The sequence below is a fragment of the Pseudomonas sp. TWR1-1-4 genome, from assembly GCF_049897165.1.
Lineage (GTDB): Bacteria > Pseudomonadota > Gammaproteobacteria > Pseudomonadales > Pseudomonadaceae > Aquipseudomonas > Aquipseudomonas canadensis.
Map to the genome: position 1 here is coordinate 360,931 of NZ_JAFCVS010000005.1, position 23,807 is coordinate 384,737.

Annotated in this window: 21 protein-coding genes; 11 read left to right on the plus strand and 10 right to left on the minus strand. The window is 61.1% G+C overall.

Annotated elements, in window-relative coordinates; translation table 11 throughout:
* Positions 1–18 precede the first annotated feature (18 nt).
* From ACP7C6_RS17460 to ACP7C6_RS17475, 4 genes are all read left to right on the plus strand, one after another.
* Complete coding sequence (locus ACP7C6_RS17460; protein ID WP_028618395.1) at positions 19–468, plus strand: EVE domain-containing protein; 450 nt, start codon at positions 19–21, stop codon at positions 466–468.
* A 174-nt stretch (positions 469–642) separates the two neighbouring features.
* Positions 643–1,608: an HlyD family secretion protein gene (locus tag ACP7C6_RS17465; RefSeq protein ID WP_122686930.1), complete on the plus strand. Its 966-nt coding sequence runs from the start codon at positions 643–645 to the stop codon at positions 1,606–1,608.
* Complete coding sequence (gene rbbA / locus ACP7C6_RS17470; RefSeq protein ID WP_426109039.1) at positions 1,605–4,331, plus strand: ribosome-associated ATPase/putative transporter RbbA; 2,727 nt, start codon at positions 1,605–1,607, stop codon at positions 4,329–4,331. Before ACP7C6_RS17465 ends, rbbA begins: the two co-directional genes overlap by 4 nt.
* On the plus strand, positions 4,331–5,446 hold the full coding sequence (locus ACP7C6_RS17475) for an ABC transporter permease (protein WP_028618398.1): 1,116 nt from the start codon (positions 4,331–4,333) through the stop codon (positions 5,444–5,446). Before rbbA ends, ACP7C6_RS17475 begins: the two co-directional genes overlap by 1 nt.
* A 19-nt stretch (positions 5,447–5,465) precedes the next feature.
* On the opposite strand, the gene ACP7C6_RS17480 is transcribed toward ACP7C6_RS17475, so the two are convergent.
* Positions 5,466–5,873 carry a flagellar basal body-associated protein FliL gene (locus ACP7C6_RS17480; protein ID WP_016978962.1) on the minus strand — a complete coding sequence of 136 codons (408 nt, stop codon included), beginning with the start codon at positions 5,871–5,873 and terminating at the stop codon, positions 5,466–5,468.
* A 150-nt stretch (positions 5,874–6,023) separates the two neighbouring features.
* Here ACP7C6_RS17480 and ACP7C6_RS17485 point away from each other — a divergent pair, with 150 nt between their 5' ends.
* Positions 6,024–7,001: an NADPH:quinone oxidoreductase family protein gene (locus ACP7C6_RS17485; RefSeq protein ID WP_028618399.1), complete on the plus strand. Its 978-nt coding sequence runs from the start codon at positions 6,024–6,026 to the stop codon at positions 6,999–7,001.
* A gap of 252 nt (positions 7,002–7,253) precedes the next feature.
* Complete coding sequence (gene glpT, locus ACP7C6_RS17490) at positions 7,254–8,591, plus strand: glycerol-3-phosphate transporter (RefSeq protein ID WP_028618400.1); 1,338 nt, start codon at positions 7,254–7,256, stop codon at positions 8,589–8,591.
* Here glpT and ACP7C6_RS17495 read toward each other — a convergent pair.
* Together ACP7C6_RS17495 and ACP7C6_RS17500 are read right to left on the minus strand one after the other, a co-directional pair.
* A complete protein-coding gene (locus ACP7C6_RS17495; RefSeq protein ID WP_028618401.1) occupies positions 8,588–9,241 on the minus strand; it encodes a gamma-glutamylcyclotransferase in 654 nt (217 codons plus the stop codon). The two genes, glpT and ACP7C6_RS17495, sit on opposite strands and share 4 nt — an antisense overlap.
* 26 nt (positions 9,242–9,267) lie before the next feature.
* On the minus strand, positions 9,268–11,655 hold the full coding sequence (locus tag ACP7C6_RS17500; protein ID WP_028618402.1) for a TonB-dependent receptor plug domain-containing protein: 2,388 nt from the start codon (positions 11,653–11,655) through the stop codon (positions 9,268–9,270).
* A gap of 326 nt (positions 11,656–11,981) precedes the next feature.
* Here ACP7C6_RS17500 and ACP7C6_RS17505 point away from each other — a divergent pair, with 326 nt between their 5' ends.
* The gene (locus tag ACP7C6_RS17505; protein ID WP_068935472.1) at positions 11,982–12,464 is read left to right on the plus strand and encodes a sn-glycerol-3-phosphate transporter; all 483 of its coding nucleotides are present in this window, start codon (positions 11,982–11,984) and stop codon (positions 12,462–12,464) included.
* Here the strand turns inward: ACP7C6_RS17505 and ACP7C6_RS17510 are convergent.
* The 5 genes from ACP7C6_RS17510 to ACP7C6_RS17530 all read right to left on the minus strand — a co-directional run bounded on the left by ACP7C6_RS17510 (position 12,461) and on the right by ACP7C6_RS17530 (position 17,692).
* On the minus strand, positions 12,461–13,429 hold the full coding sequence (locus ACP7C6_RS17510) for a CDP-6-deoxy-delta-3,4-glucoseen reductase (protein ID WP_122686933.1): 969 nt from the start codon (positions 13,427–13,429) through the stop codon (positions 12,461–12,463). The two genes, ACP7C6_RS17505 and ACP7C6_RS17510, sit on opposite strands and share 4 nt — an antisense overlap.
* Positions 13,429–14,895: a 4-hydroxy-3-polyprenylbenzoate decarboxylase gene (gene ubiD, locus ACP7C6_RS17515; RefSeq protein ID WP_028618405.1), complete on the minus strand. Its 1,467-nt coding sequence runs from the start codon at positions 14,893–14,895 to the stop codon at positions 13,429–13,431. The genes ACP7C6_RS17510 and ubiD overlap by 1 nt, the downstream gene beginning before the upstream one ends.
* A gap of 156 nt (positions 14,896–15,051) precedes the next feature.
* Positions 15,052–16,311, minus strand: coding sequence for a transcription termination factor Rho (rho, locus tag ACP7C6_RS17520; protein ID WP_016973082.1), 1,260 nt, complete (start codon positions 16,309–16,311; stop codon positions 15,052–15,054).
* Between the two features lie 234 nt (positions 16,312–16,545).
* Entirely contained in the window at positions 16,546–16,875 is a 330-nt protein-coding gene (trxA, locus tag ACP7C6_RS17525) for a thioredoxin TrxA (protein ID WP_015886460.1), read from the minus strand.
* Between the two features lie 121 nt (positions 16,876–16,996).
* The gene (locus ACP7C6_RS17530) at positions 16,997–17,692 is read right to left on the minus strand and encodes a FadR/GntR family transcriptional regulator (RefSeq protein ID WP_028618406.1); all 696 of its coding nucleotides are present in this window, start codon (positions 17,690–17,692) and stop codon (positions 16,997–16,999) included.
* 255 nt (positions 17,693–17,947) lie between these two features.
* Here ACP7C6_RS17530 and ACP7C6_RS17535 point away from each other — a divergent pair, with 255 nt between their 5' ends.
* The 4 genes from ACP7C6_RS17535 to ACP7C6_RS17550 are packed head-to-tail and all read left to right on the plus strand — an operon-like array spanning position 17,948 to position 20,790.
* Entirely contained in the window at positions 17,948–18,733 is a 786-nt protein-coding gene (locus ACP7C6_RS17535; protein WP_095013955.1) for a transporter substrate-binding domain-containing protein, read from the plus strand.
* A gap of 17 nt (positions 18,734–18,750) precedes the next feature.
* Positions 18,751–19,419 carry an amino acid ABC transporter permease gene (locus tag ACP7C6_RS17540; protein ID WP_426109040.1) on the plus strand — a complete coding sequence of 223 codons (669 nt, stop codon included), beginning with the start codon at positions 18,751–18,753 and terminating at the stop codon, positions 19,417–19,419.
* Positions 19,416–20,066, plus strand: coding sequence for an amino acid ABC transporter permease (locus ACP7C6_RS17545; protein WP_028618409.1), 651 nt, complete (start codon positions 19,416–19,418; stop codon positions 20,064–20,066). The genes ACP7C6_RS17540 and ACP7C6_RS17545 overlap by 4 nt, the downstream gene beginning before the upstream one ends.
* Positions 20,053–20,790, plus strand: coding sequence for an amino acid ABC transporter ATP-binding protein (locus tag ACP7C6_RS17550; RefSeq protein ID WP_016978950.1), 738 nt, complete (start codon positions 20,053–20,055; stop codon positions 20,788–20,790). The genes ACP7C6_RS17545 and ACP7C6_RS17550 overlap by 14 nt, the downstream gene beginning before the upstream one ends.
* On the opposite strand, the gene ACP7C6_RS17555 is transcribed toward ACP7C6_RS17550, so the two are convergent.
* Together ACP7C6_RS17555 and ACP7C6_RS17560 are read right to left on the minus strand one after the other, a co-directional pair.
* The gene (locus ACP7C6_RS17555) at positions 20,771–21,301 is read right to left on the minus strand and encodes a hypothetical protein (RefSeq protein WP_426109041.1); all 531 of its coding nucleotides are present in this window, start codon (positions 21,299–21,301) and stop codon (positions 20,771–20,773) included. The genes ACP7C6_RS17550 and ACP7C6_RS17555 overlap by 20 nt on opposite strands.
* Positions 21,291–23,807, minus strand: coding sequence for a fimbria/pilus outer membrane usher protein (locus tag ACP7C6_RS17560; RefSeq protein WP_426109042.1), 2,517 nt, complete (start codon positions 23,805–23,807; stop codon positions 21,291–21,293). Before ACP7C6_RS17560 ends, ACP7C6_RS17555 begins: the two co-directional genes overlap by 11 nt.

A 23,807-nucleotide genomic window follows, 5' to 3' on the forward strand; every position in this document is an offset into this window, starting at 1 on the left:
TTTTTCAGGAGCCCCAAAATGGCCTACTGGCTGATGAAATCCGAGCCCGACGAACTCTCTATCAAAGGCCTGGAAAAGCTCGGCGAAGCGCGCTGGGACGGGGTGCGCAACTATCAGGCGCGCAACTTCCTGCGTGCCATGGCGGTGGGTGACCAATTTTTCTTCTACCACTCCAGCTGCCCGGAGCCGGGCATTGCCGGCATCGGCAAAATCGTCGAGGCGGCCTACCCGGACCCCACCGCGCTGGAGCCCGATAGCCACTACTTCGACGCCAAGGCCACCCCGGAAAAAAATCCGTGGAGCGCGATCAACGTCGCGCATGTCCAGACGTTCCCCAAAGTGCTGGGCCTGGGCTACCTGAAACAGCAAACCGCCCTCGCCGAAATGCCTTTGGTGCAAAAAGGCAGCCGGCTTTCGGTGATGGCCGTCACGCCCGAGCAATGGGCCGCCGTACTGGCGCTGCGCTAAGCACTGTAGGAGCGAGCTTGCTCGCGAAAAACGCCAGGACACCGCGTCAAATCAGAGAGGACGCGTTATCGTTGACGTTTTTCGCGGGCAAGCCCGCTCCTACAGTTGATGGGTATCAACACTACGCAGGGGCGAACCGCTCACACTAGGACGCTAATGCCGCAGGAAGCAGCCATGTCGACGAACCACCACACCTCCCGTCTTTTCGCTATCGCCCTCATCGCCCTGTTGTTGGGTGCCGGTGGCTTCGGCTACTGGCGCTCCACCCAGGACCGCTTGCCCGAAGGCCTGAGCATGGGCAACGGCCGCCTGGAATCCACCGAAGTGCAGATCGCCGCCAAGATCCCAGGGCGCCTGGCAGAGGTGCGGGTGGACGAAGGCGACAAGGTCCTCAAAGGCCAACTGCTCGCACGCATGGATACTCGCACGCTGGAAGCCCAGCGCGCCCAGGCCGAAGCCGAAGTGCTGCGCGCCAAGGAAAACTTCGCTGCCGCCGAGGCCAACGTGCAATTGCGCCAGAGCGAGCAACTGCTGGCCAACCAGGAACTCAAGCGCACCCAGGAGCTGTACAAACGCGGCTTCGCCAGCAGCCAGTTGATTGACCAACAGCAGGCGCGGCAGAACACCGGCAATGCGGCCGTGATCGCGGCACAAGCCCAAGTCAACTCGGTGAAGGCCGCGATCGGCGCCGCCGAGGCCCAGGTCGCCCAGCTCACCAGCGAGATCGACGACAGCAGCCTACGCGCGCCCATCGACGGGATTATCCAACTGCGCCTGGCCGAGCCGGGCGAAGTACTCGGCGCCGGCGGGCGTGTCCTGTTGCTGATCGATCCCAACGATCAATACATGAACCTCTACCTGCCGGCCTCCGTCACCGGCCAGCTCACCGTCGGCAGCGATGCGCGCATTCTGCTCGACGCCCTGCCCGGCCAACCGCTGCCGGCCAAGATCAGCTTTGTCGCCGCCAAATCCCAGTTCACTCCCAAGGAAGTGGAAACCCGAGACGAACGCCAGAAACTGGTGTTCCGGGTCAAACTGCGCCTGACCCAACCCAGCGCCGTGCCCCAAGCCAAACCGGGCATGCCCGGCGCCGGCTACGTGCGCACGGCTGATATCGACTGGCCGGCCAACCTGCGATGAGCGCCCTGGCGCTGAAAGCCACGGCAATCAACCATCGCTACGGCAAGCAACAGGCCCTGGTCGACATTACGTTCAGCCTGCCAGCCGGTACGCGTTGCGGGTTGATCGGACCGGATGGCGCGGGCAAGTCGAGCCTGCTGGGGTTGATCGCCGGGGTTAAAAAGCTTCAGGACGGTCAACTGCAAGTGCTTGGTGGTGCGATTGAAGACCGCCGCCACCGCAACAGCCTGTACCCGCGCATCGCCTTCATGCCTCAAGGGTTGGGCGGCAACTTGTATCCCGAGTTGTCCATCAGCGAAAACATCCGTTTCTTTGCCACGCTGTTTGGCCTGTCGAAAGCCGACTGCGACCAACGCATGCACAACCTGCTGCTGGCCACCGACCTTGCGCGCTTCGCCGAACGCCCGGCGGGCAAGCTCTCCGGTGGGATGAAGCAGAAACTCGGCCTGTGTTGCGCGCTGATCCACGACCCGGACCTGTTGATTCTCGACGAGCCCACCACCGGCGTCGACCCACTGTCACGTCGGCGCTTCTGGGAGCTGGTCGAAAGCGTACGTAGCGAACGCCCGCAACTGACACTGCTGGTGGCCACGGCCTACATGGAAGAAGCCGAGCAATTCGAACATTGCCTGATGCTCGATCGCGGCAAGCTGATTGCGGACGGCCTGAGCCGTGAATTGGCGGGCGCGACCGCCAGCGGCAAACTGGACGAAGCGTTCACCCACTTCCAGGGCGACAGCGCCCACGACAACCAGCCGCTGGTGATTCCACCGCGACAAAGCGACAACGCCGATATCGCCGATATCGCCATCGAAGCTCACGACCTGACCCTGCGTTTCGGCGATTTCACCGCCGTGAACAAGGTCAGCTTCGCCATTGGCCGCGGCGAGATCTTCGGCTTCCTCGGCTCCAACGGCTGCGGCAAGACCACCACCATGAAGGTGCTCACCGGCCTGATGCCCGCCACCGAGGGCAGCGCGACGCTGCTGGGCAATCCGGTGAACGCCAAGGACCTCGCGACCCGCAAGCGCGTGGGCTTCATGTCGCAAAGCTTCTCGTTGTATGGCGAACTCAGCGTGCGCCAGAACCTGGTGCTGCATGCGCAATTGTTCGACCTGCCCAAGGCAGACAGCGGCCCGCGCATTGATGAGCTGATCCAGCGTTTCGACCTCGCTGACGTGGCCGAACAACCGTCCGGCGAGCTGCCGCTCGGCTTGCGTCAGCGTTTGTCATTGGCCGTGGCGGTGCTGCATCGCCCGGAAGTGCTGATCCTCGACGAACCTACGTCGGGCGTCGACCCGGCGGCGCGGGATGACTTCTGGCGATTGCTGATCGAGCTGTCCCGCGAACAAGGTGTGACAATTTTCCTGTCCACGCACTTTATGAACGAGGCCCAGCGCTGCGACCGCATTTCCCTGATGCACGCGGGCAAGGTGCTCGCCTGCGATACGCCGGATGCGTTGCAACGGCAGTTCCAGGGCGACACCTTGGAAGCCGCGTTCGTCACCTGCCTGGAGCAAGCACAGGGTGAACCGGAGCCCACTGTGCCCGCCGCGACCGTCAGCGAAACCAGTGCCCCTCCCGTGAGCAAACGCGGCTTCAGCCTGGCCCGCCTATTGGCCGTGGCCAGCCGCGAAGGCAAAGAGCTGCTGCGCGACAAGGTGCGCATGGCCTTCGCGTTGCTGGGCGCGATGTTCATGATGGTGATCTTCGGCTACGGCATTTCCCTGGATGTGGAAAAACTCGCCTTCGCCGTCTACGACCAGGACCAGACACCGCAAAGCCGCGCCTACCTGGAGGCATTTCGCAGTTCACGCTATTTCGCCGAGCAGCCGCCGATTCAGGACTCAACCGAATTGCACCGGCGCCTGCAACGTTCAGAAATCAAACTGGCCCTGGAGATACCACCCGGCTTTGGCCGCGATCTCTACGCCGGCCGCCAGCCCAGCGTGGCCGCCTGGCTCGATGGCGGCATGCCGTTTCGCGCGGAAACCAGCCGCAACTATGTCGAGGCCGTGCACCAGGAAAACCTGCAGCAACTGGCCGAACTGAGCAGCCTGCCGCGCAACACCCCAGCGGCCGCCAAGCTGGAAACGCGCTTTCGCTATAACCAAGACGTGGTCAGCGTGAATGCCATCGGCCCCGGTGTGATGGCACTGATCCTGGCGTTTATCCCGGCGATGCTCACCGCCCTCGGCATCGTGCGCGAGAAGGAACTGGGCTCGATCACCAATTTCTACGCCACACCGCTGACGCGCCTGGAGTTCCTGCTCGGCAAACAGGCGCCGTACCTGGCCGTGAGCCTGGTCAACCTGGCAGTACTGGTGGCGATGAACCGCTGGCTGTTCGGCGTGCCGTTCAAGGGCAGCGGCCTGACGCTGGCGTTCGGCGGCCTGCTCTATGTGCTGGCGACCACCAGCATGGGCCTGCTGATTTCGGCGTTCACCCGGACGCAGATCGCGGCGATCCTCGGCACCATGATCATCACCAGCCTGCCGACCATTCAATTCTCCGGACTGATCGTGCCGCGCTCGTCCCTTGAAGGCGCAGCGGCGTTGATGGGCATGCTGTTTCCGGCGGGGCACTTCCTGGATGTCGCCGTGGGCACCTTCACCAAGGCCTTGGACCTGCGCCAGTTGTGGCCGCAATGCCTGGCGCTGTTCGGGTTCTTTGTCGGGTTTACCGGGCTGAGCCTGGTCATGCTCAAGAAGCAGGAGGCCTGATGCATAAGTTCGCGCACATCCTGCGCCTAGGGATCAAGGAACTGACCAGCCTGCGCCATGACAGCGTATTGCTGCTGTTTCTGTTCTACGCCTTCACCGTCGCCATCTATATGCCCGCCGCCGGCTCGGTGATCGGCGTGCATAACGCCAGCGTGGCGTTTGTCGATGAAGACCACAGTTCGCTGTCGCGGCAACTGGCCGAGGCGCTGCAGCCGCCCGAGTTTCAAACCCCCACGCCGTTGGCCTATGACCAGTTGGACAGGGTCATGGACAGCGGCGAATACACCTTCGTGATCAATGTGCCGGCGAACTTCCAGGCTGACCTGTTGGCCGGTCGCCAACCCGGCGTGCAGGTGAACGTGGACGCCACGGCCATGAGCCAGGCGTTCATGGGCGCGGGCTACATCGGGCGGATTTTCCAGCGGGAATTGCTGACCTACAGCGGGCAAGCCGCCGCCAGCCCGACGCCCGCCCTGCTCACGACTCGCGCGCTGTTCAACACCAACCTGGAGGGTGGCTGGTTTTTGGCAGTGATCCAGATCGTCAACAACATCACCATCCTCGCCATTATCCTGACCGGCACCGCGCTGCTGCGTGAACGCGAACACGGCACCCTCGACCATCTGCTGGTATTGCCGCTGACAGCGCTGGAAATCATGCTGGCGAAAATCTGGAGCAATATGCTGGTGGTGGTGCTGTGCACTTGGCTGTCGCTGGAAGTGGTGGTCAAAGGTTTGCTCGGCGTGCCGCTGGCCGGGTCGCTGAGTTTGTTTCTGTTGGTGACGGCGCTGTACTTGTTTGCCAGCACCGCGCTGGGCATCTTCCTCGCCACCCTCGCCCGCTCGACGCCGCAGTTCGGCCTGCTGGCAATCCCGGTGATCATCCCGATGCTGCTGCTCTCCGGCGGCAGTACGCCGTTGGACAGCATGCCCGAGTGGTTGCAGTGGGTGATGCAGGGCTCGCCGTCGACGCATTTTGTGAGTTTGAGCGCGGCGATTCTGTTCCGCGATGCGGGCGTGAGCGTGGTGTGGCCGGACTTGCTGGCGCTGGCGGGGATTGGGTTGGTGTTCTTTGCAGTGGCACTGGCGCGGTTCAGGAAGAGCCTGGCTTCCTGAAACCGCACCCTATTGGTGATTACTGGATGATCAAGTTGTTGAACAGCAGATCTTCCACCACCGGTTTGCCGGTCTCGTCATTCATCACTTGCTGGGTTTGCTTGAGGGCTTCCTGGCGCAGTTTTTCCTTGCCTTCAACGGTGCTCATAGCCTCGTTGGTCTGCTGGGTGAACAGCGCCACCAGCTGATTACGGATCAACGCGTCGTTGGCTTTGACGGCAGCAGCCGCTTCGGGGCCGGTCACGCGCAGGGCGATGTCGGCCTTGAACACCTTGAGTTTCGCCGTGCCATCCAGGCCGTAGTTGCCCACAAATGGCGGGCTCAGGCTGATATAGCTGACCTTCGGCGCCTCGCCTTCTTTGGCTTCTTCGGCTTGGGCCGCCATCGGCAACGTCAGGGCCAGCATCAACAGGATCCACGCTTTCACAGTTCATTCCTCACATTCGGTTGCCGGGTAGCATAACGCTAGCAAGGCAGAGCACAAGCTTATGGCGGCTTATCAGGCCCGGGCATGCTCGTTGACCCACGGGCGTACCCTCCTACACTTATCGGCCACGATGCCAAAAGGAATAGTCCGATGAAAGCTGTGCTGTGCAAAGCCTTCGGCCCCGCCGAAACCCTGGTGCTGGAAGAGATCGCCAGCCCGGCGATCAAGAAGAACGAAATCCTGCTGGACGTGCATGCCGCCGGGGTCAACTTCCCGGACACGCTGATCATCGAGGGCAAGTACCAGTTCAAGCCGCCTTTCCCGTTCTCGCCGGGTGGCGAGGCGGCGGGCGTGGTCAGTGAAGTCGGGGAAAAGGTCAGCCACCTGAAAGTCGGTGACCGGGTGATGGCGCTGACCGGCTGGGGCAGTTTTGCCGAGCAGGTCGCGGTGCCCGGCTACAACGTGCTGCCGATCCCGCCTAGCATGGACTTCAACATCGCCGCCGCCTTCAGCATGACCTACGGCACCTCCATGCACGCGCTGAAACAACGCGCCAACCTGCAACCCGGCGAAACCCTGCTGGTGCTCGGCGCCTCCGGTGGCGTGGGCCTGGCCGCCGTAGAGATCGGCAAGGCCATGGGTGCGCGGGTAATCGCCGCCGCCAGTAGTGCCGACAAACTCGCAGTGGCCAAGGCCGCCGGCGCCGATGAGCTGATCAACTACAGCGAAGCCAGCCTGAAAGACGAGATCAAGCGCCTCACCGACGGCAACGGCGCCGATGTGATCTACGACCCAGTGGGTGGCGACCTGTTTGACCAGGCCATCCGTGCCATTGCCTGGAACGGCCGCCTGCTGGTGGTGGGTTTTGCCAGCGGGCGCATACCGGAGCTGCCGGTGAACCTGGCGCTGCTCAAGGGTGCCGCGGTGGTCGGGGTGTTCTGGGGTTCGTTTGCCCAGCGCCAGCCGCAGGATAATGCCGCGAATTTCCAGCAGTTGTTCAGTTGGTATGGTGAAGGCAAGCTCAAGCCGCTGGTGTCGCAGGTGTATCCGCTGGAACAAGCCGCCCAGGCGATCAATGACCTGGGGCAGCGCCGGGCTGTGGGCAAGGTCGTCGTCCAGACTCGCTGACCTTCCCCTGTAGGAGCCGGCTTGCCGGCGATGACCGCCGAAAGATCACCGCCACCTTTCGGGCCTCATCGCCGGCAAGCCAGCTCCTAGAGATCTATTTACGACCATCACTTATCTATTCGCGACATGTTCGTAAGAGAACATGCAATTGCTCTGATTTCCGGTGTTTGCAGATAAGAGGCGATGCTATTTTCGGTAACGAAACTGTAACATTCGCATCCGCAGTCAAAACAAGAAATTTGGAGCTCTTGAATGTTTGCTTTCTTTCGTCCTGCCGCCCATCAGGCGCCCCTGCCTGAAGAAAAAATAGACAGTACCTACCGACGTCTGCGCTGGCAGATCTTCGCCGGTATTTTCTTCGGCTACGCCGGTTACTACCTGCTGCGCAAAAACTTCTCCCTGGCCATGCCCTACTTGATCGACGAGGGTTACACCCGCGGCGAACTGGGCCTGGCGATGTCGGCCATCGCGATTGCCTACGGCCTGTCCAAGTTCCTCATGGGCCTGGTGTCCGACCGCTCCAACCCACGCTACTTCCTGCCCTTCGGCCTGCTGGTTTCCGCCGGGGTGATGTTCATTTTCGGTTTCGCACCTTGGGCGACGTCCAGCGTGACCATGATGTTCATTTTGCTGTTCATCAACGGATGGGCCCAAGGCATGGGCTGGCCGCCAAGTGGGCGCACCATGGTGCACTGGTGGTCGCAGAAAGAACGCGGCGGCGTGGTTTCGGTATGGAACGTGGCGCACAACGTCGGCGGCGGCCTGATCGGCCCGCTGTTCCTGCTGGGCATGGCCTGGTTCAACGACTGGCACGCAGCCTTCTACGTACCGGCCACTGTGGCCCTGCTGGTGGCGGCCTTTGCCTTCATCACCATGCGCGACACCCCACAGTCGGTGGGCCTGCCCCCGATCGAGCAGTACAAGAACGACTACCCGGAAGGCTACGACGCCAGCCACGAAGACGAATTCAGCGCCAAGGAAATCTTCGTCAAGTACGTACTGCGCAACAAAATGCTGTGGTACATCGCCTTCGCCAACGTGTTCGTCTACCTGCTGCGCTACGGCGTGCTGGACTGGGCACCGACCTACCTGAAAGAAGCCAAGCACTTCACCGTGGATAAATCCTCGTGGGCGTACTTCTTCTATGAGTGGGCCGGTATCCCGGGCACGCTGCTGTGCGGCTGGATGTCGGACAAGATCTTCCGTGGCAACCGTGGCCTGACCGGCATTGTGTTCATGGCGCTGGTAACGGTGGCGACCCTGGTGTACTGGCTCAACCCGCCAGGCAACCCGATGGTCGACATGATCGCGTTGTTCTCCATCGGCTTCCTGATCTACGGCCCGGTGATGCTAATCGGCCTGCAGGCGCTGGAGTTGGCTCCGAAGAAAGCTGCGGGTACGGCTGCGGGCTTTACCGGCCTGTTCGGTTACCTGGGTGGTTCGGTGGCGGCCAGTGCGGCCATGGGCTACACCGTGGACCATTTCGGCTGGGACGGTGGTTTCGTGCTGCTGATCGGTGCGTGCCTGCTGGCGATCGCCTTCCTGATCCCAACGCTGTGGCACACCAACAGCGTCAGCTCGGCGCGTTAAGCGCCTGAGCCACCCTTTGCACAACGCTTGAGCCGCGCCTCCAGATTCTTGTCTGGCATGGCGTGGCTACGCAGGGCGTTGACGGTCTGCTCGACATAATCGCGAGTGGTACCGTAACGCCCGCAAGCACTCTGCAACACATGGTTCAACACGATATCGGGCAAGTTGCCGGCGTAGCTGGGCAAGTGCCGCTCCAAGACAAATCCCAACGCCTGCACCGTGCTGCCATCTTCGAGACGGCAACTGAGCCAATGCGGCCGGTAAGAAGGATAGGGCATCTCGCGCTGCCACAAGGCGTAGAGCGAGGCCTCCAGCTGATCTTCCGGCAAGCGGTAGGCAAACCCGCTGCAGGAACCGCCGCGATCCAGCCCAAAGACCAATCCTGGAATTTCCGGTGTCCCACGATGCTCATGGGACCACAGGTACAGGCCCCGGTGATAACCGTGGACCCGTGCCCGCATCCGCTCGGTGGACGAACACTCAGGGCGCCAGATCAGCGAACCATAAGCGAAAAGCCAGACCGGCCCACCCTTATGCTGGGCCATGGTGGCCTGCATCGAGCTCATCAACTGTTCGTGAGTGAGTTGCGGCCCAAGATCGAGCCGCGGAGGGTAAGCCAATTGCAAAAGATCGGATTCAATAACGGTCATGGCGGATCGCTTAGGTCTCCTGTGCTTTACCAGTTATAGGCAACTTTACCGTAATAGAACGCGCCGCTGTAACCGTACGGCGAAAAAGTGCTATAGGCCAAATTGCCACCACTGCTGGCGAAGGCATTGACCTTTTCCGGGTATTTATCGGTGACGTTGTCGCCGCCGAGGGTGAAGGTCCAGTTCTTCAACTTGTAGTCCGCCGACAAATCCAACACCCAGGCCGCCTTGAAGGTCTGGTCGTTGGCCTTGTCGGCCTGGTAGCTGGTGAATTCACCATAGCGCACCAGGTTACTGTGCAGCGCCCAATTGCCGAAGGTGAAGTCGTTACCCAGGCTCAGCTTGTGTTCAGGCGTGGTATCGCCCAGCAAACCGCTCTTCTCGCGACGGTCCACGCGCACCAGATTGGCGCCCAGGCTGTCGAGGATGGCCGGATTGGGCTTCACGTCCGTGACCTTGGTGTGGTTGTAGTTGTAGCCCACGGTGCTGTTCCAGCGGATGCCGTTATCGAACTGGTAGCGGTAGTTGGCCACCAGGTCGACGCCGTCAGTGCTGGTATCGGTGGCGTTGGTGAAGTAGCGGGCAGTGGTGTAGTTGATGTTGCCCACGCCATTGGCGCGCAGATAAGCCTGGGTGGCCGGGTCCAGGTTGAGGTTGGACGACAGGCTGATGCGATCACGAATGTCGATGCGGTACACGTCCACCGTTACGGTCAGGTCGTCGGCGGGCTCCAGTACCAGACCAAGACTGTAGTTACGCGACTTCTCGGCCTTCAGGTCCTCTGCGCCCAGCAGGCGTGCGACCTGGCTGGAGGCTGGGAAAGTACCGGCCTCGCGGATGTCGCTGCCGATCAACTGCGACGAAGTAAACGCGAAGTTCTGCTGAGCCAGGGACGGCGCGCGGAAACCGTTGGAAATACTACCGCGCAAGGCCACCTGCGGGGTGAAGTCGTAGCGGGCCGACAGCGAGCCGCTGACATTGGAACCGAAGTCACTGTAATCCTCATGCCGTACGGCTGCCGACGCGCTGAGTTTGTCGGTGAAGTTGGTTTCCAGGTCCAGGTACTGCGCCCAATTGTGACGTGAACTGCTGCCGGCGTCGGCATCACGGAAACCACCGAGGCCCGAACTGCCGGTCTGGTAGTAGGACGCCGGCTCACCCGCTTCAATCTCATAGCCCTGGCGCAGGTATTCTCCGCCAAAAGCCACGGAGACCGGGTATGGCAGGAAGCCCACGTCGAATTCACGGGACAGGTCCAGGCTGACTTGTTTCTGGTCGTTGCTCAGGGTGCCGTTGTCGAACTTGCGCGGCGTGGCCAGGCCCAGTGACGTGTTGATGGTTTCGGTGCTCAGCTCGTACTGGTTCTTGCCGTAGTTGGCCGACAGGTCGTAATGCCAGTCATAGGCCAACAGCCCACGCAGGCCCACCACCAACGACGTGTCTTCCAGGTTGCCCTTGATCAACGGCAGGTAGCCATTGGGGTTCAGCGCCGGAATATTGTTGGACGCATTGCTCGCCCGGTAGAACGCCGCCGTCTCGCCGCGACGCTTGCTGTAGCCGCCGAAGGTGTAGAACTCGGCCGCATCGTTGAAGGAATATTCCGAGTTGAACTGGAACTTGCCTTCATTGGTAGCCGGCTCGCCCTGGCGAAACACCTGCTGGCCGTAGGTCGTAGAACCTACGCTGGCCGGGCGCAAATCCTTGCCGGCGCGGTTGGTGTAGTCGTTGTCGGCGCCTTCGGCCGAGAGATTGATAAAGCCGTTGTCACCCAATGCCACGCCGGTATTGCCACTGAGGTTGCGCTGGATGCCGTCGCCCTTCTTGTACTCGCCGAACTTGGAGGAGATCGAACCACCATGGTCGGCGTGTTTGAGGATCACGTTGATCACCCCGGCAATCGCATCGGAGCCATAGCGCGCGGACGCACCATCGCGCAGCACTTCGATATGGTCGACTGCCGACAGCGGGATCGCATTCAAGTCCGCCGGGGCCGAGCCACGGCCCACCGCCCCGCCCAGGTTGACGAAAGCACTGGTGTGGCGGCGCTTGCCATTGACCAACACCAGCACCTGATCCGGCGACAACCCACGCAACTGCGCAGGGCGCACCAGTTCGGCGCCGTCCACCAGGCTTGGACGCGGGAAGTTGATCGACGGAATCAGCCGCGCCAATACCGCCCCCAGCTCATCGGAGCCGGTGCTGCGCAGGGTGTCGCCGGAAATCACATCGATCGGCGACAGCGACGCACTGGCCGTGCGCTCTTGGGCGCGGGTGCCGGTGACGATCACGGTGTCGAGCTTGGGTGCATCGGTGGCGGACGTTTCGGCCGCGAAGACTGGATTGAAACTCACGGCGGTCAGCAAATTGGCCGACAAAATCGCCGAGTACAGCGCGTGTTGCTTGTAGCTCCCCATACCGCTCCCCTTGAATCAAAAACCAGAACGTCGTGTCCTGAGTTCATACGATCGATCCGGCTGGCGGGCGGTGGCGGTCAGTTATTGGTGGTTGTGAATGAGTCGGTAGTCCGTTGCGATATAGCTTAAGGATATTTATGTAACAAATTAAATACCTTTAAAGCATAAGCGAATGCATAAGCAAATGGCCCATTCGTCAGGATTGCATGGGCCAATCCAGCTACTTTCAGCCCCGGTTCAGCCTGGGAACACGCCAAGCCGTCAAAATGGCGCACAGATCACGACCCACCTAGCCGCCCATCACATCGACTACCGAGGTCGCACCCATGAAAAAATTCCGCTTGCCTGGCCTGCTGTTCCTGGCCCAGGCCACCACCGCCCTGGCGGGTGAAGCGCCGGTCACCGAAGACGACAAAGGCTTCTGGTACGCGCAAACCAGCGTCTACACCCGGCATTTCGCGCCCGACCCCGAGCACAACAATAACCAGGACTTGATTGGCCTGGAGCGCAATGAAGCCTCAGGTTTTGTGTATGGCGGGGCGACGTTCCGCAACTCGTTCCGGCAGCGCTCGTACTATGCGTATGCGGGAAAACGCTACGACATGGCCGACTATCCGGTGTATTTGAAGCTGACGGGCGGGGCGATCCAGGGTTATCGCGGCAAGTACCGCGACAAGATCCCGTTGAACCGTTTCGGCGTGGCGCCGGTGATCATTCCGTCCGTGGGCGCGCATTACGGGCCGGTGGCGGCGGAATTGGTGTTGCTGGGGTTCAATGCCGCAATGGTCACGACTGGCGTACGCTTTTAGGGCCGAGGCGCGTAGGCAAATACATCGGCACGCATCTGGTGCGCATCCATACCAGCCTCGACCAGTGCGTCCAGCGTGCCGTAGATCATGGCCGGTGAACCGCTGGCGTAGACGTGTACCGACTTGAGGTCGGTGATGTCTTCGCACACGGCTTCATGCAACAACCCGCAACGCCCCTCCCAGCCGCACAGGTCACTGACGACTTTGTGCAGGAACAGGTTGGGCAGTTGCAGCCACTGGTCCCAGTGTTCGATCTGGTAGAAATCTTCCGGGCGACGCACGCCCCAGTACAGGTGCACCGGGTGCTTGAAGCCGGACGCGCGGCAATGTTCGATCAGGCTGTGCATCTGCGCCATGCCGGTGCCAGCAGCGATCAACACCAGCGGCCCATCCGGCAGCTCGGCCAGGTGGGTATCACCAAATGGCAGCTCGACGCGGGCCATCTGGTTGCGCTGCAGTTGCTCCAGCAGGCTGCGCGCGCTGTCTTCACGCACCAGCACATGCAGCTCCAGCTCGCGCCCCGCATGGGGTGCCGAGGCCAGGGAGAATGCCGACTTCTCGCCGTTCTCGCGCTCGATCATCAGGTACTGACCGGCGTGGTAACGCACCGCCTTGCCGGCCGGCGCGCGCAGGCGCACACGCCACACATCGCCACCGACCTCGACGCATTCACTCAATTGGCACGACAACTTGCGCAACGGCAACTCTCCCGGCGCCAGCACGCCATCCCACAACACCACGCAATCTTCCAGCGGCTCGGCAATGCAGGTGTAGAACTCACCATGGTCACGCACTTCCCCGGCTTGCTGCACCCGGCCTTCTACCAACAGCGCGGCACACACGTGGCACACGCCGTTGCGACAGGCCTGAGGGCATTCGTACCCTAGGCGGCGCGCGCCTTCGAGGATTCGCTCGCCAGGGACCAGCTCCAGCACGGCGCCGGAAGGTTGCAGGGTTACACGCATCAATCTATTCCCAATTCTTTCCAGATCGCATCGACACGGGCGGTGACAGCCTCATCCTTGACGATCACCCGACCCCATTCGCGGGTGGTTTCACCCGGCCACTTGTGGGTGGCGTCCAGGCCCATCTTCGAACCCAAGCCCGACACCGGCGAGGCGAAGTCGAGGTAGTCGATCGGCGTGTTGTCGATCATCACCGTGTCGCGCTTGGGGTCCATGCGCGTGGTGATGGCCCAGATCACGTCGTTCCAGTCGCGGGCATTGATGTCGTCGTCGGTGACAATAACGAACTTGGTATACATGAACTGTCGCAAAAACGACCACACACCGAGCATTACCCGCTTGGCATGGCCTGGGTACGACTTCTTCATGGTCACAATGGCCATGCGGTACGAGCAGCCTTCCGGCGGCAGGTAGAAGTCGGTGATCTCCGGGAATTGCTTTTGCAGGATCGGCACGAACACTTCGTTGAGTGCCACGCCCAGAATCGCCGGCTCATCCGGCGGACGGCCGGTATAGGTGCTGTGGTAAATCGGTTTGATCCGGTGGGTGATGCGCTCGACGGTGAACACCGGGAAGCTGTCGACTTCGTTGTAGTAGCCGGTGTGGTCGCCGTAAGGGCCTTCATCGGCCATTTCGCCCGGATGAATCACACCCTCAAGGATGATTTCGGCAGTAGCCGGCACTTGCAGGTCGTTGCCACGGCACTTCACCAACTCGGTGCGGTTACCTCGCAGCAGGCCGGCGAAGGCGTATTCGGACAGGCTGTCGGGCACCGGGGTCACGGCGCCGAGGATGGTGGCCGGATCGGCGCCCAGGGCCACGGAGACCGGGAAAGGTTTGCCGGGGTGTTTTTCGCACCATTCGCGGAAGTCCAGCGCGCCGCCACGGTGGCTCAGCCAACGCATGATCACCTTATTGCGGCCGATCACTTGCTGGCGGTAGATACCGAGGTTCTGGCGGTCCTTGTTCGGGCCCTTGGTGACGGTCAGGCCCCAAGTGATCAACGGGCCGACATCGCCGGGCCAGCAGGTTTGCACCGGCAGCATGGACAGGTCGACATCGTCGCCTTCAATAACTACTTCCTGGCACACCGCGTCCTTGACCACTTTGGGGGCCATGGCAATGATCTTGCGGAAGATGGGCAGCTTCGACCAGGCGTCCTTGAGCCCCTTGGGCGGCTCGGGCTCCTTGAGGAAGGCCAGCAGCTTGCCGATCTCGCGCAGCTCGCTGACCGACTCGGCGCCCATGCCAAAGGCCACGCGCTCGGGCGTGCCGAACAGGTTGCCGAGCACCGGGATATCAAAGCCGGTCGGGTTCTCGAACAGCAGCGCCGGACCCTTGTTACGCAGGGTACGGTCGCAAATCTCAGTCATCTCCAGCACCGGGGAAATCGGCATCTGGATACGTTTCAACTCTCCGCGCTGCTCAAGTTGCTGCACGAAATCCCGAAGATCCTTGAATTTCATTAACCATGCCACCCGTAAAATAGGCGTACATCCTACCTGCTATGGCGGCCGCTGGCAGCTTATCGCGGTGCATTTGGGTGCCAACGGCGCTTAAAAAGCAGGCGAAAAAAAATGGCGCCCCTGAGGGCGCCATTCTTTCGGACCTGAAACGTCGTATTACTTACGCTTCATCGACAGGAAGAACTCGTCGTTGGTCTTGGTGGTTTTCAGCTTGTCGACCAGGAACTCGATGGCTGCAACTTCATCCATCGGGTGCAGCAGCTTGCGCAGGATCCACATGCGCTGCAGTTCGTCGTCGGCGGTCAGCAACTCTTCGCGGCGAGTGCCGGAACGGTTGATGTTGATCGCCGGGAACACGCGTTTTTCCGCGATGCGACGGTCCAGGGGCAGTTCCATGTTACCGGTACCCTTGAACTCTTCGTAGATCACTTCGTCCATCTTCGAACCGGTTTCAACCAGTGCGGTGGCGATAATGGTCAGCGAGCCGCCTTCTTCGATGTTCCGCGCGGCGCCGAAGAAACGCTTCGGTTTCTCCAGGGCGTGGGCATCGACACCACCGGTCAATACCTTGCCAGAGCTTGGGATCACGGTGTTGTAGGCACGGGCCAGACGGGTGATGGAGTCGAGCAGGATCACCACGTCTTTCTTGTGTTCGACCAGGCGCTTGGCCTTCTCGATCACCATTTCGGCAACCTGCACGTGGCGGGTTGGCGGCTCATCGAACGTGGAGGCAACCACTTCGCCGCGCACGGTGCGCTGCATTTCGGTCACTTCTTCCGGACGCTCATCGATCAACAGCACGATCAGGTGAACTTCAGGATTGTTACGCGCGATGTTCGCTGCAATGTTCTGCAGCATGATGGTCTTACCGGCTTTCGGCGGTGCGACGATCAGGCCACGCTGGCCCTTGCCGATCGGGGCGCACAGGTCGATCACACGACCGGTCAGGTCTTCGGTGGAACCGTTGCCGGCTTCCATCTTCATGCGCACGGTCGGGAACAGCGGGGTCAGGTTCTCGAAGAGAATCTTGTTTTTCGCGTTCTCGGGACGATCGAAGTTGATCGTGTCGACCTTGAGCAGGGCGAAATAACGCTCGCCTTCCTTCGGAGGTCGGATCTTGCCAACGATGGTGTCACCGGTGCGCAAGTTGAAGCGACGGATCTGGCTCGGCGAGACGTAGATATCGTCTGGGCCGGCAAGATAGGAGGCGTCAGCAGAGCGGAGGAAGCCGAAGCCGTCCTGGAGAATCTCCAGCACGCCATCACCGGAGATTTCCTCGCCGCTTTTCGCGTGCTTTTTCAGCAGGGAGAAAATCACGTCCTGCTTGCGCGAACGGGCCATATTTTCTATGCCCATTTCTTCGGCCAGCTGGAGCAGGTCGGTAATCGGCTTTTGCTTGAGTTCAGTCAGATTCATATAGGAATGACGTAATCATTTATGGAGGGGGGAAATTAAGCTTTTGGCTTAATGAGGCCGCGCCGCGGAGAAGGCGACAGGATCGCGTACTAATCGAAAAGGAGTGCGTCGGCGACGGCATGCAGGGGGCAGTGGAGAAACCAGTGCGGGGCCGAATGTACCACCTGAGTTTCGGAGCGTCTAGCCCTGTTTCACGAAAAAGCCCCGCTATTTGCGGGGCTTTTTTGACGACGCTTAGATGTTCGCGTCGAGGAAAGCTTGCAGCTGAGACTTCGACAGCGCGCCTACTTTGGTCGCTTCGACGTTGCCGTTCTTGAACAGCATCAGGGTCGGGATACCACGCACGCCGTGCTTGGCCGGGGTTTCCTGGTTGTCGTCGATGTTCAGCTTGGCAATGGTCAGCTTGCCTTCGTAGGTGGTCGCAATGTCGTCCAGGACTGGAGCGATCATTTTGCAAGGGCCACACCATTCAGCCCAGTAGTCAACCAGCACCGGGCCAGCAGCCTTGAGTACTTCGGCCTCAAAGGTCGCGTCGGTGACGTGCTTGATAAGATCGTTGCTCATGGATGTCTCCGGATTGTAAGCAAAAAAAACGTGGCCCATCATAGCCGCCCTTCCACCGTTCAGGAAGCCGCCTCTGATTGAGTCTTGCTATGGTGATGCATGAGTTTGGGTATAGCCCAACTCAGGGCGTGACGGGAATCACGAAGGCAATACCTGTACGCAGCGCCGCATTGCGCACGTGTTCCTGCATGGTTTTCTGCGCCGCCGCACTGGCGCGCCGAGCCAGGGCGCGCAGGATCCGGCGGTGTTCCTGCCAGGTTTCCATGGCCCGCTCCGGCCGGATGAACGGTAGCTTCTGACTCTCCAGGAACACCTCGGCGCTGGCACTCAGGATGCTCACCATGGCCTGATTACCGCTGGCCAGCAGGATGCGCTGGTGGAATTCGAAGTCCAGTCGGGCGGCCGCCTCGAAGTCGCCAGTCTTGAGTACCTTGCGCATGGCCTCGACGTTATCTTCCAGGCTGTCCAGCTCATCAAGGGTCAGCGTCACCGCCGCCAATCCCGCCGCGAACCCTTCCAAGGCATAACGCAGTTGGAAGATATCCAGTGGCGTGGCCTGGGCCGCGAAGGGCCAGGCAAACCCTGGCGATTCCTCCGCGGCCTGCACGAACACGCCCTTGCCGGGCTGCACACTGACCACACCCAGCGCGCTGAGGGACGACAACGCCTCGCGCAACGACGCCCGGCTCACGCCCAACTGCACCGCCAGGTCGCGTTGGGACGGCAGTGCATCGCCCGGCCCGAAGCCTTGCTCCTTGATCAGTTTGCGGATGGCCTGCAGGGCCGCTTCCGGTACGGCTTGGGCGATGGAATTCATAGAAAACTCAAGGTTCCAGTCAACTGAGCGGCTAGTTGTAAAGCTATTCGAAGCCGGCGGCAAGCCACGCCCCAAAGGGGCTCGCGGGGTTTTGTCGGCGCTCGAAAAGGGTGCGAAAAGTCCGCGAACTGTTCAGACCAGTCCGACCACCAAAACGCAATGGGTGCCTGGCTTTCAAGCGTTATTGAGCGTGATGGCATGGGCTGTGCACTGAGCAAATCCAGAAAATTCCTTCGCCCTTCTCGGAGAGTTGCCATGACCAAGCGCTACAGCGCCCTGCTTACTGCCCTGTTTGCCAGCCTGATGCTGAGCCAGGCACCCGCCCAGGCCAACGGTCTGGACGACATCGTCGCCCGTGGCACCCTCAAGGTCGCCGTGCCTCAGGACTTCCCGCCGTTCGGCTCGGTCGGACCCGACATGAAGCCCCGCGGCCTGGACATCGACACCGCCAAGCTGCTGGCCGACCAGCTCAAGGTCAAGCTGGAACTCACCCCAGTCAACAGCACCAACCGCATTCCCTTCCTCACCACCGGCAAGGTCGACTTGGTGATCTCCAGCCTGGGCAAGAACGCCGAGCGGGAAAAGGTCATCGACTTCTCCAAGGCCTATGCACCGTTCTACCTGGCCGTGTTCGGCCCGCCTGAAGCGGCCATCAGCAGCACCGACGACCTCAAGGGCAAGACCATCAGCGTGACCCGTGGCGCCATTGAAGACATCGAGCTGACCGCCGTCGCGCCCAAGGAAGCCACGATCAAGCGTTTCGAAGATAACAACTCGACCATCGCCGCCTACTTGGCCGGCCAGGTCGACCTGATCGCCAGCGGTAACGTGGTGATGGTGGCGATCAGCGAACGCAACCCGAAACGCGTGCCCGCGCTGAAAGTGAAGCTCAAGGATTCGCCGGTGTACGTGGGCGTGAACAAGAACGAGCCGGCACTGCTGGAGAAGGTCAACCAGATCCTGGTCGCGGCCAAGGCCGATGGCAGCCTGGAAAAGAACGCACTGCAATGGCTTAAAGAGCCACTGCCCGCCGATCTCTGAAACGACGGAGCTGACTCATGGCGTATCAATTTGACTTCGTGCCGGTGCTGGCCAATACCGACCTGCTGTTGCGCGGCGCGCTGTTCACCCTGGAGCTGACGGCCATCGGCGCTATCCTCGGCGTGGCCCTGGGCACCGTTGGCGCCGTGGTGCGGGCGTGGAAGATCCAGCCGTTTGCGTGGATCTTCGGTGTGTATGTCGAGTTGATCCGCAACACGCCATTCCTGGTGCAGTTGTTCTTCATCTTCTTCGGCCTGCCGTCCCTGGGGCTGAAGATCACCGAATGGCAAGCCGCGGTGCTGGCGATGGTGATCAACCTGGGCGCCTACTCCACAGAAATCATCCGCGCCGGCATTCAAGCGATACCGCGCGGGCAGCTGGAAGCCGCCGCCGCGCTGGCCATGACGCGCTTCGAAGCCTTCCGCCACGTACTCCTGCTGCCGGCGTTGGGCAAGGTGTGGCCGGCCCTGAGCAGCCAGATCATCATCGTGATGCTCGGTTCGGCGGTGTGCTCGCAGATCGCCACGGAAGAACTCAGTTTTGCCGCCAACTTCATCCAGTCGCGCAACTTCCGCGCCTTTGAAACCTATGCCCTGACCACCCTGGTGTATCTGTGCATGGCGCTGATGATTCGCCAGTTGCTCAACTGGATCGGCCGCCGCTTCGTGATGAGGAACAGCCGATGAGTGATTTTTCGTTCTGGGACATCGTGCGCAACCTGGCTACAGGCCTGCAGTGGACCTTGCTGCTGTCATTGGTGGCGTTTGTCGGTGGCGGGGTGATCGGTTTGCTGGTGATGACGATGCGCATCAGCCGCAACGCGTTCCCGCGCAACCTTGCGCGCACCTATATCGAACTGTTCCAGGGTACGCCGCTGTTGATGCAGCTGTTCCTGGTGTTTTTCGGCATCGCCCTGCTCGGCGTGGATATCTCGCCCTGGCTGGCGGCGGCAATTGCCCTGACGTTGTTCACCAGCGCCTACCTCGCCGAAATCTGGCGGGGCTGCGTCGACTCCATCGCCCACGGGCAATGGGAAGCTTCGGCCAGCCTTGCACTTAACCCGCTTGAGCAACTGCGCTACGTGATCCTGCCCCAAGCGCTGCGGATTGCCGTCGCGCCCACCGTGGGGTTTTCGGTGCAGGTGGTCAAAGGCACCGCCGTGACCTCGATCATCGGCTTTACCGAACTGACCAAGACCGGCGGCATGCTCGCCAACGCGACCTTTGAGCCCTTCATGGTCTACGGCCTGGTGGCCCTTGGTTACTTTTTGCTCTGCTACCCCTTGTCCCTCAGTGCGCGCTACCTGGAAAGGAGACTGCATGCCTCTGCTTAGAATTTCCGCCCTGCATAAGTATTACGGCGATCACCATGTACTCAAAGGCATCGACCTGACCGTTGAAGAAGGCCAGGTGGTCGCGATCATCGGCCGCAGCGGTTCGGGCAAATCCACTTTGCTGCGTACCCTCAACGGCCTGGAATCGATCAACGACGGCGTGATCGAAGTCGATGGCGAATACCTCGACGCCGCCCGCGCCGACCTGCGCAGCCTGCGGCAGAAAGTCGGCATGGTGTTCCAGCAATTCAACCTGTTCCCGCACCTGACCGTCGGCGAAAACGTCATGCTCGCGCCGCAAGTGGTGCAGAAAGTGCCGAAGGCCAAGGCGGCCCAGTTGGCCAGGCAAATGCTGGAGCGCGTCGGGCTGGGCGAAAAGTTCGACGCCTTTCCCGATCGCCTGTCCGGTGGACAGCAACAACGCGTGGCGATTGCACGCGCCCTGGCCATGTCACCCAAGGTGCTGCTGTGCGACGAAATCACCTCGGCCCTCGACCCGGAACTGGTCAATGAAGTGCTCAGCGTGGTGCGCCAACTGGCCAAGGACGGCATGACCCTGATCATGGTGACCCACGAAATGCGCTTCGCCCGTGAAGTCGGCGACAAGCTGGTGTTCATGCACCAGGGCAAGGTGCATGAGGTGGGCGACCCCAAAGTGTTGTTCGCTAGCCCGCAAACCGCCGAGCTGGCCAATTTCATTGGTTCTACGGAACAGCCGGGCTGACCAGTTCGAATTGGCCATTGCCTTCCAGCAGCGTCTCACGAGTCACCGCGAGGGCATTGGCCGGCAGTTGAACCGCGACCTCCACCTGGGCTGTCAGCCGACGGCCCGTCACCGGCGTACCGCCTACGCTTGCATACAACATACGCCCCGGTAGCAACTGTCCGCTGGAGGTGTCATCGGACTGCCACGATACCGGCCTGCCGTCGACCTGAGCCTGCCTCAGGTTCAAGGTAAAACGTCCCTGTCGACCAAACTGGAAGCCCTGGGCATCGGCGGCTGCACCGTTGAAACGCAGCGACATCGCCGAAGGGTCCGTGCAAAGCAAGCTCAAGTGCAGCGTGCGCGGTGTGTCCAGCGTCATTAGCGCCCTGCTGGAGGAAGCTTGCGCTGGGCGAATCACACCATAGTCGACACGGGGCTCACTCAGGGTCATCCGGCAGTTTTCAGCCTGCACCTGGGTCGCCACAAGGGCCACCCACAACAGCCACAGGTTCCTGCGCTTAGCGAACATGGCAGACCACCGGTGCGGTTTCATAGAGTTTGTCATCGTCAGGCTCTTGCTCCCGGTTGACTTGCAGCAGGCAGGATTGCGAATCCGGCAGTGAAACCTTCAAGGTTTGAGGACCATCGATATTGCTGAGGAAAATCATGCCGTCACCCACCACACTGGTCACAAAGGTGTTGTCCTGACCAAACACTGCGGCGCCTTGAGGCAGTGGCCGGCCCTGTTCGTCCTGGGCTTCAAGCAACAGACGACGGACTTTCACCACATCAAAGTTGAGAATATTGACTGAACCCCGACCGGCAGCGAGCACCTTGGTGCCGTTCTTCAAGTCGACGCGCTTGGGCAGCGACTGGGTCTGCACCTGCAGATGGTTGTTGCTGTAGGCCTGCAGCCCGGGGATCACCGCCTGGCCGCTGAAATCGGTCCATACCGGTCCTTGGGGCGTCGAAACCTTGGCCGTCCCGATATCGCCCACCGAAACAATGCCAAAGGTGTCCTGCACCGCATACGGCGAGAAGGTTACCCCGCGCTCATGGGCTACGATGCCGCCTTGCAGTTGGCCGGAATAGTTGGTGTTCGTCGGATCGCGGTCGATACCCAAGCTCACGCGGGTATACAGCGGTAAGGCGTCCACACGACCGCGCACACTTTGCTCGCGCTCTTTCATGTCCCGATCAACACCGACCTCGTAGTTCACATAGTCGTTGACCCGCTCGCTGAGGGCGGTGCCGGCATCCAGCCGGTCACCTCGACGACTGATGTAAGTGCTCATACTCCGATCGGCCCCGAGGGGCACCGTGACCTGCAGCCTGACAGACGTGCCCTCATCCAGCCGATCGTCGCGGCGACTGCCCCGAGCCGGGTCCAGGCGCCGAGGCTCGGTCGCACCTACCTGGGCGTCGGCAATCAGTGCAACACCCACGCCGTTGAACGTGTTGTTCCACGAGGCAAAGAGGTGATCGTTGGATTGCCCGTCGAATTGCGAATTGCGGGTAAAACCGAAGGAGAAGCCGCCCAAGGACGGGTCCGCCCAGTTCAACCCTGCCGTGTACTGGCGCTTGAAACGCGCATCGAGGTTGTACCCCCGCGACGCCTGGCCGGCGTCCAGTACCTCACGGTAGCCGCGAGTCTGTGCCGAAGCGCTCAGGTTGATATCAAGATTGGCGAATAGAGGAGCTCCCAAAGATAGCGTGCTACGCGCGCCACCCACTTCATCTTGAGCATCACGGGACAGGTTATGACGCACGCCCACGGTCATCTGATGGAAAAACACACTGCTCAGTGATCCGCCGGCCGACTGGTACTCGTCGGTACTCAGCAAACCGAAGCCCAGCGACGAGCGCTGGCCCAGCCCCCAGGTGCCGCTGCCCATGGCGACCACTGGTGAGTCCTGGTTGTCGATGGACGTTTCACGCACCTTGCCGAGGGAAAAGTAATATCCCGGCTCGATCGGAGCCCCACCCCGAAAGGACGCAGCGGGCACCACAAAACTGCGCTTTGCCCCACGCACGTCAATCACGCTCACGTCGAGATCGCTGGTGCTGTTCAGCAACGGCAAACCGGTCAGCCTGAACGGACCTTCCGGTACCAGGGTGGAATGGATCAATGCACCTGATTGACGAACCTCGACCCGCGACTGGCTTTGAGCCAGCCCTTCAACCACAACGTTGCTGTCGCCCGTACCACTGCGCTGCTGGCCGTCCGGAGAGAACTGCAAGCCTGTGAGTTGTACACCGCCAAAAATCGGGTTATTGCTGGAAATCTGCCCCACCTGGAACGTCGAATGCAACGCCGCGATATCACGCTGGGCATAGGCGTTCACCTGTTCGGTGCGCATCTCGCCATTGTCGGAGACATAAAACTGGCGGCTACGCACAATCCAATTACCCAGATTGAATCCCGCCTCGGTATAGGCCGATACGAAGCGACTTGACCCACTGCGCGAGTGGGTATCGAAACCCAATATGTCGTAGTTGAAGATGGCGGCCGCGCCACCCTCGGAAAAACTCCCGCCCTCCCACTCCGGCGCACGCAGGGACTGGGTCGGCACCACCAGGGTGACTTCGTCGCTGCTGGGGCGCAGCCGCACCATGGTCGCGGGGTATTCGCCAACGAAATCATGGCAGGCCTGGTCAGGGGTGATGCCCTCGCGCAGAAGCCTGGACGGAGTAACCAGACCGGCCTTTGCCAGCAACGCGGGGGTGAAGCACAACTGCCCCTGGTAATCGAAACGGGCGTCAACCAATCCCAACGGAGTGCCATTGACTCGCAGTCCGACCACATGGACACCTTCACGAAAGCGCGCTGCGCTGCGAAAGTATTCAGACACCTGCGGATCAATCCCGAGGGAGGTCAACGCGGCCACGTCAAAACCCTGCCCCAGCCCAACCGCTGCGCTGGTGCCTGGCAGACTCCAGAGCGTCGCGAGCCCCAGCAAAATTCTGGAATGAAGCTGGGAAACATTGCTCGGCACGCTATTGGCAGAACGACGGGTATGCCTGATCTTTTTCAT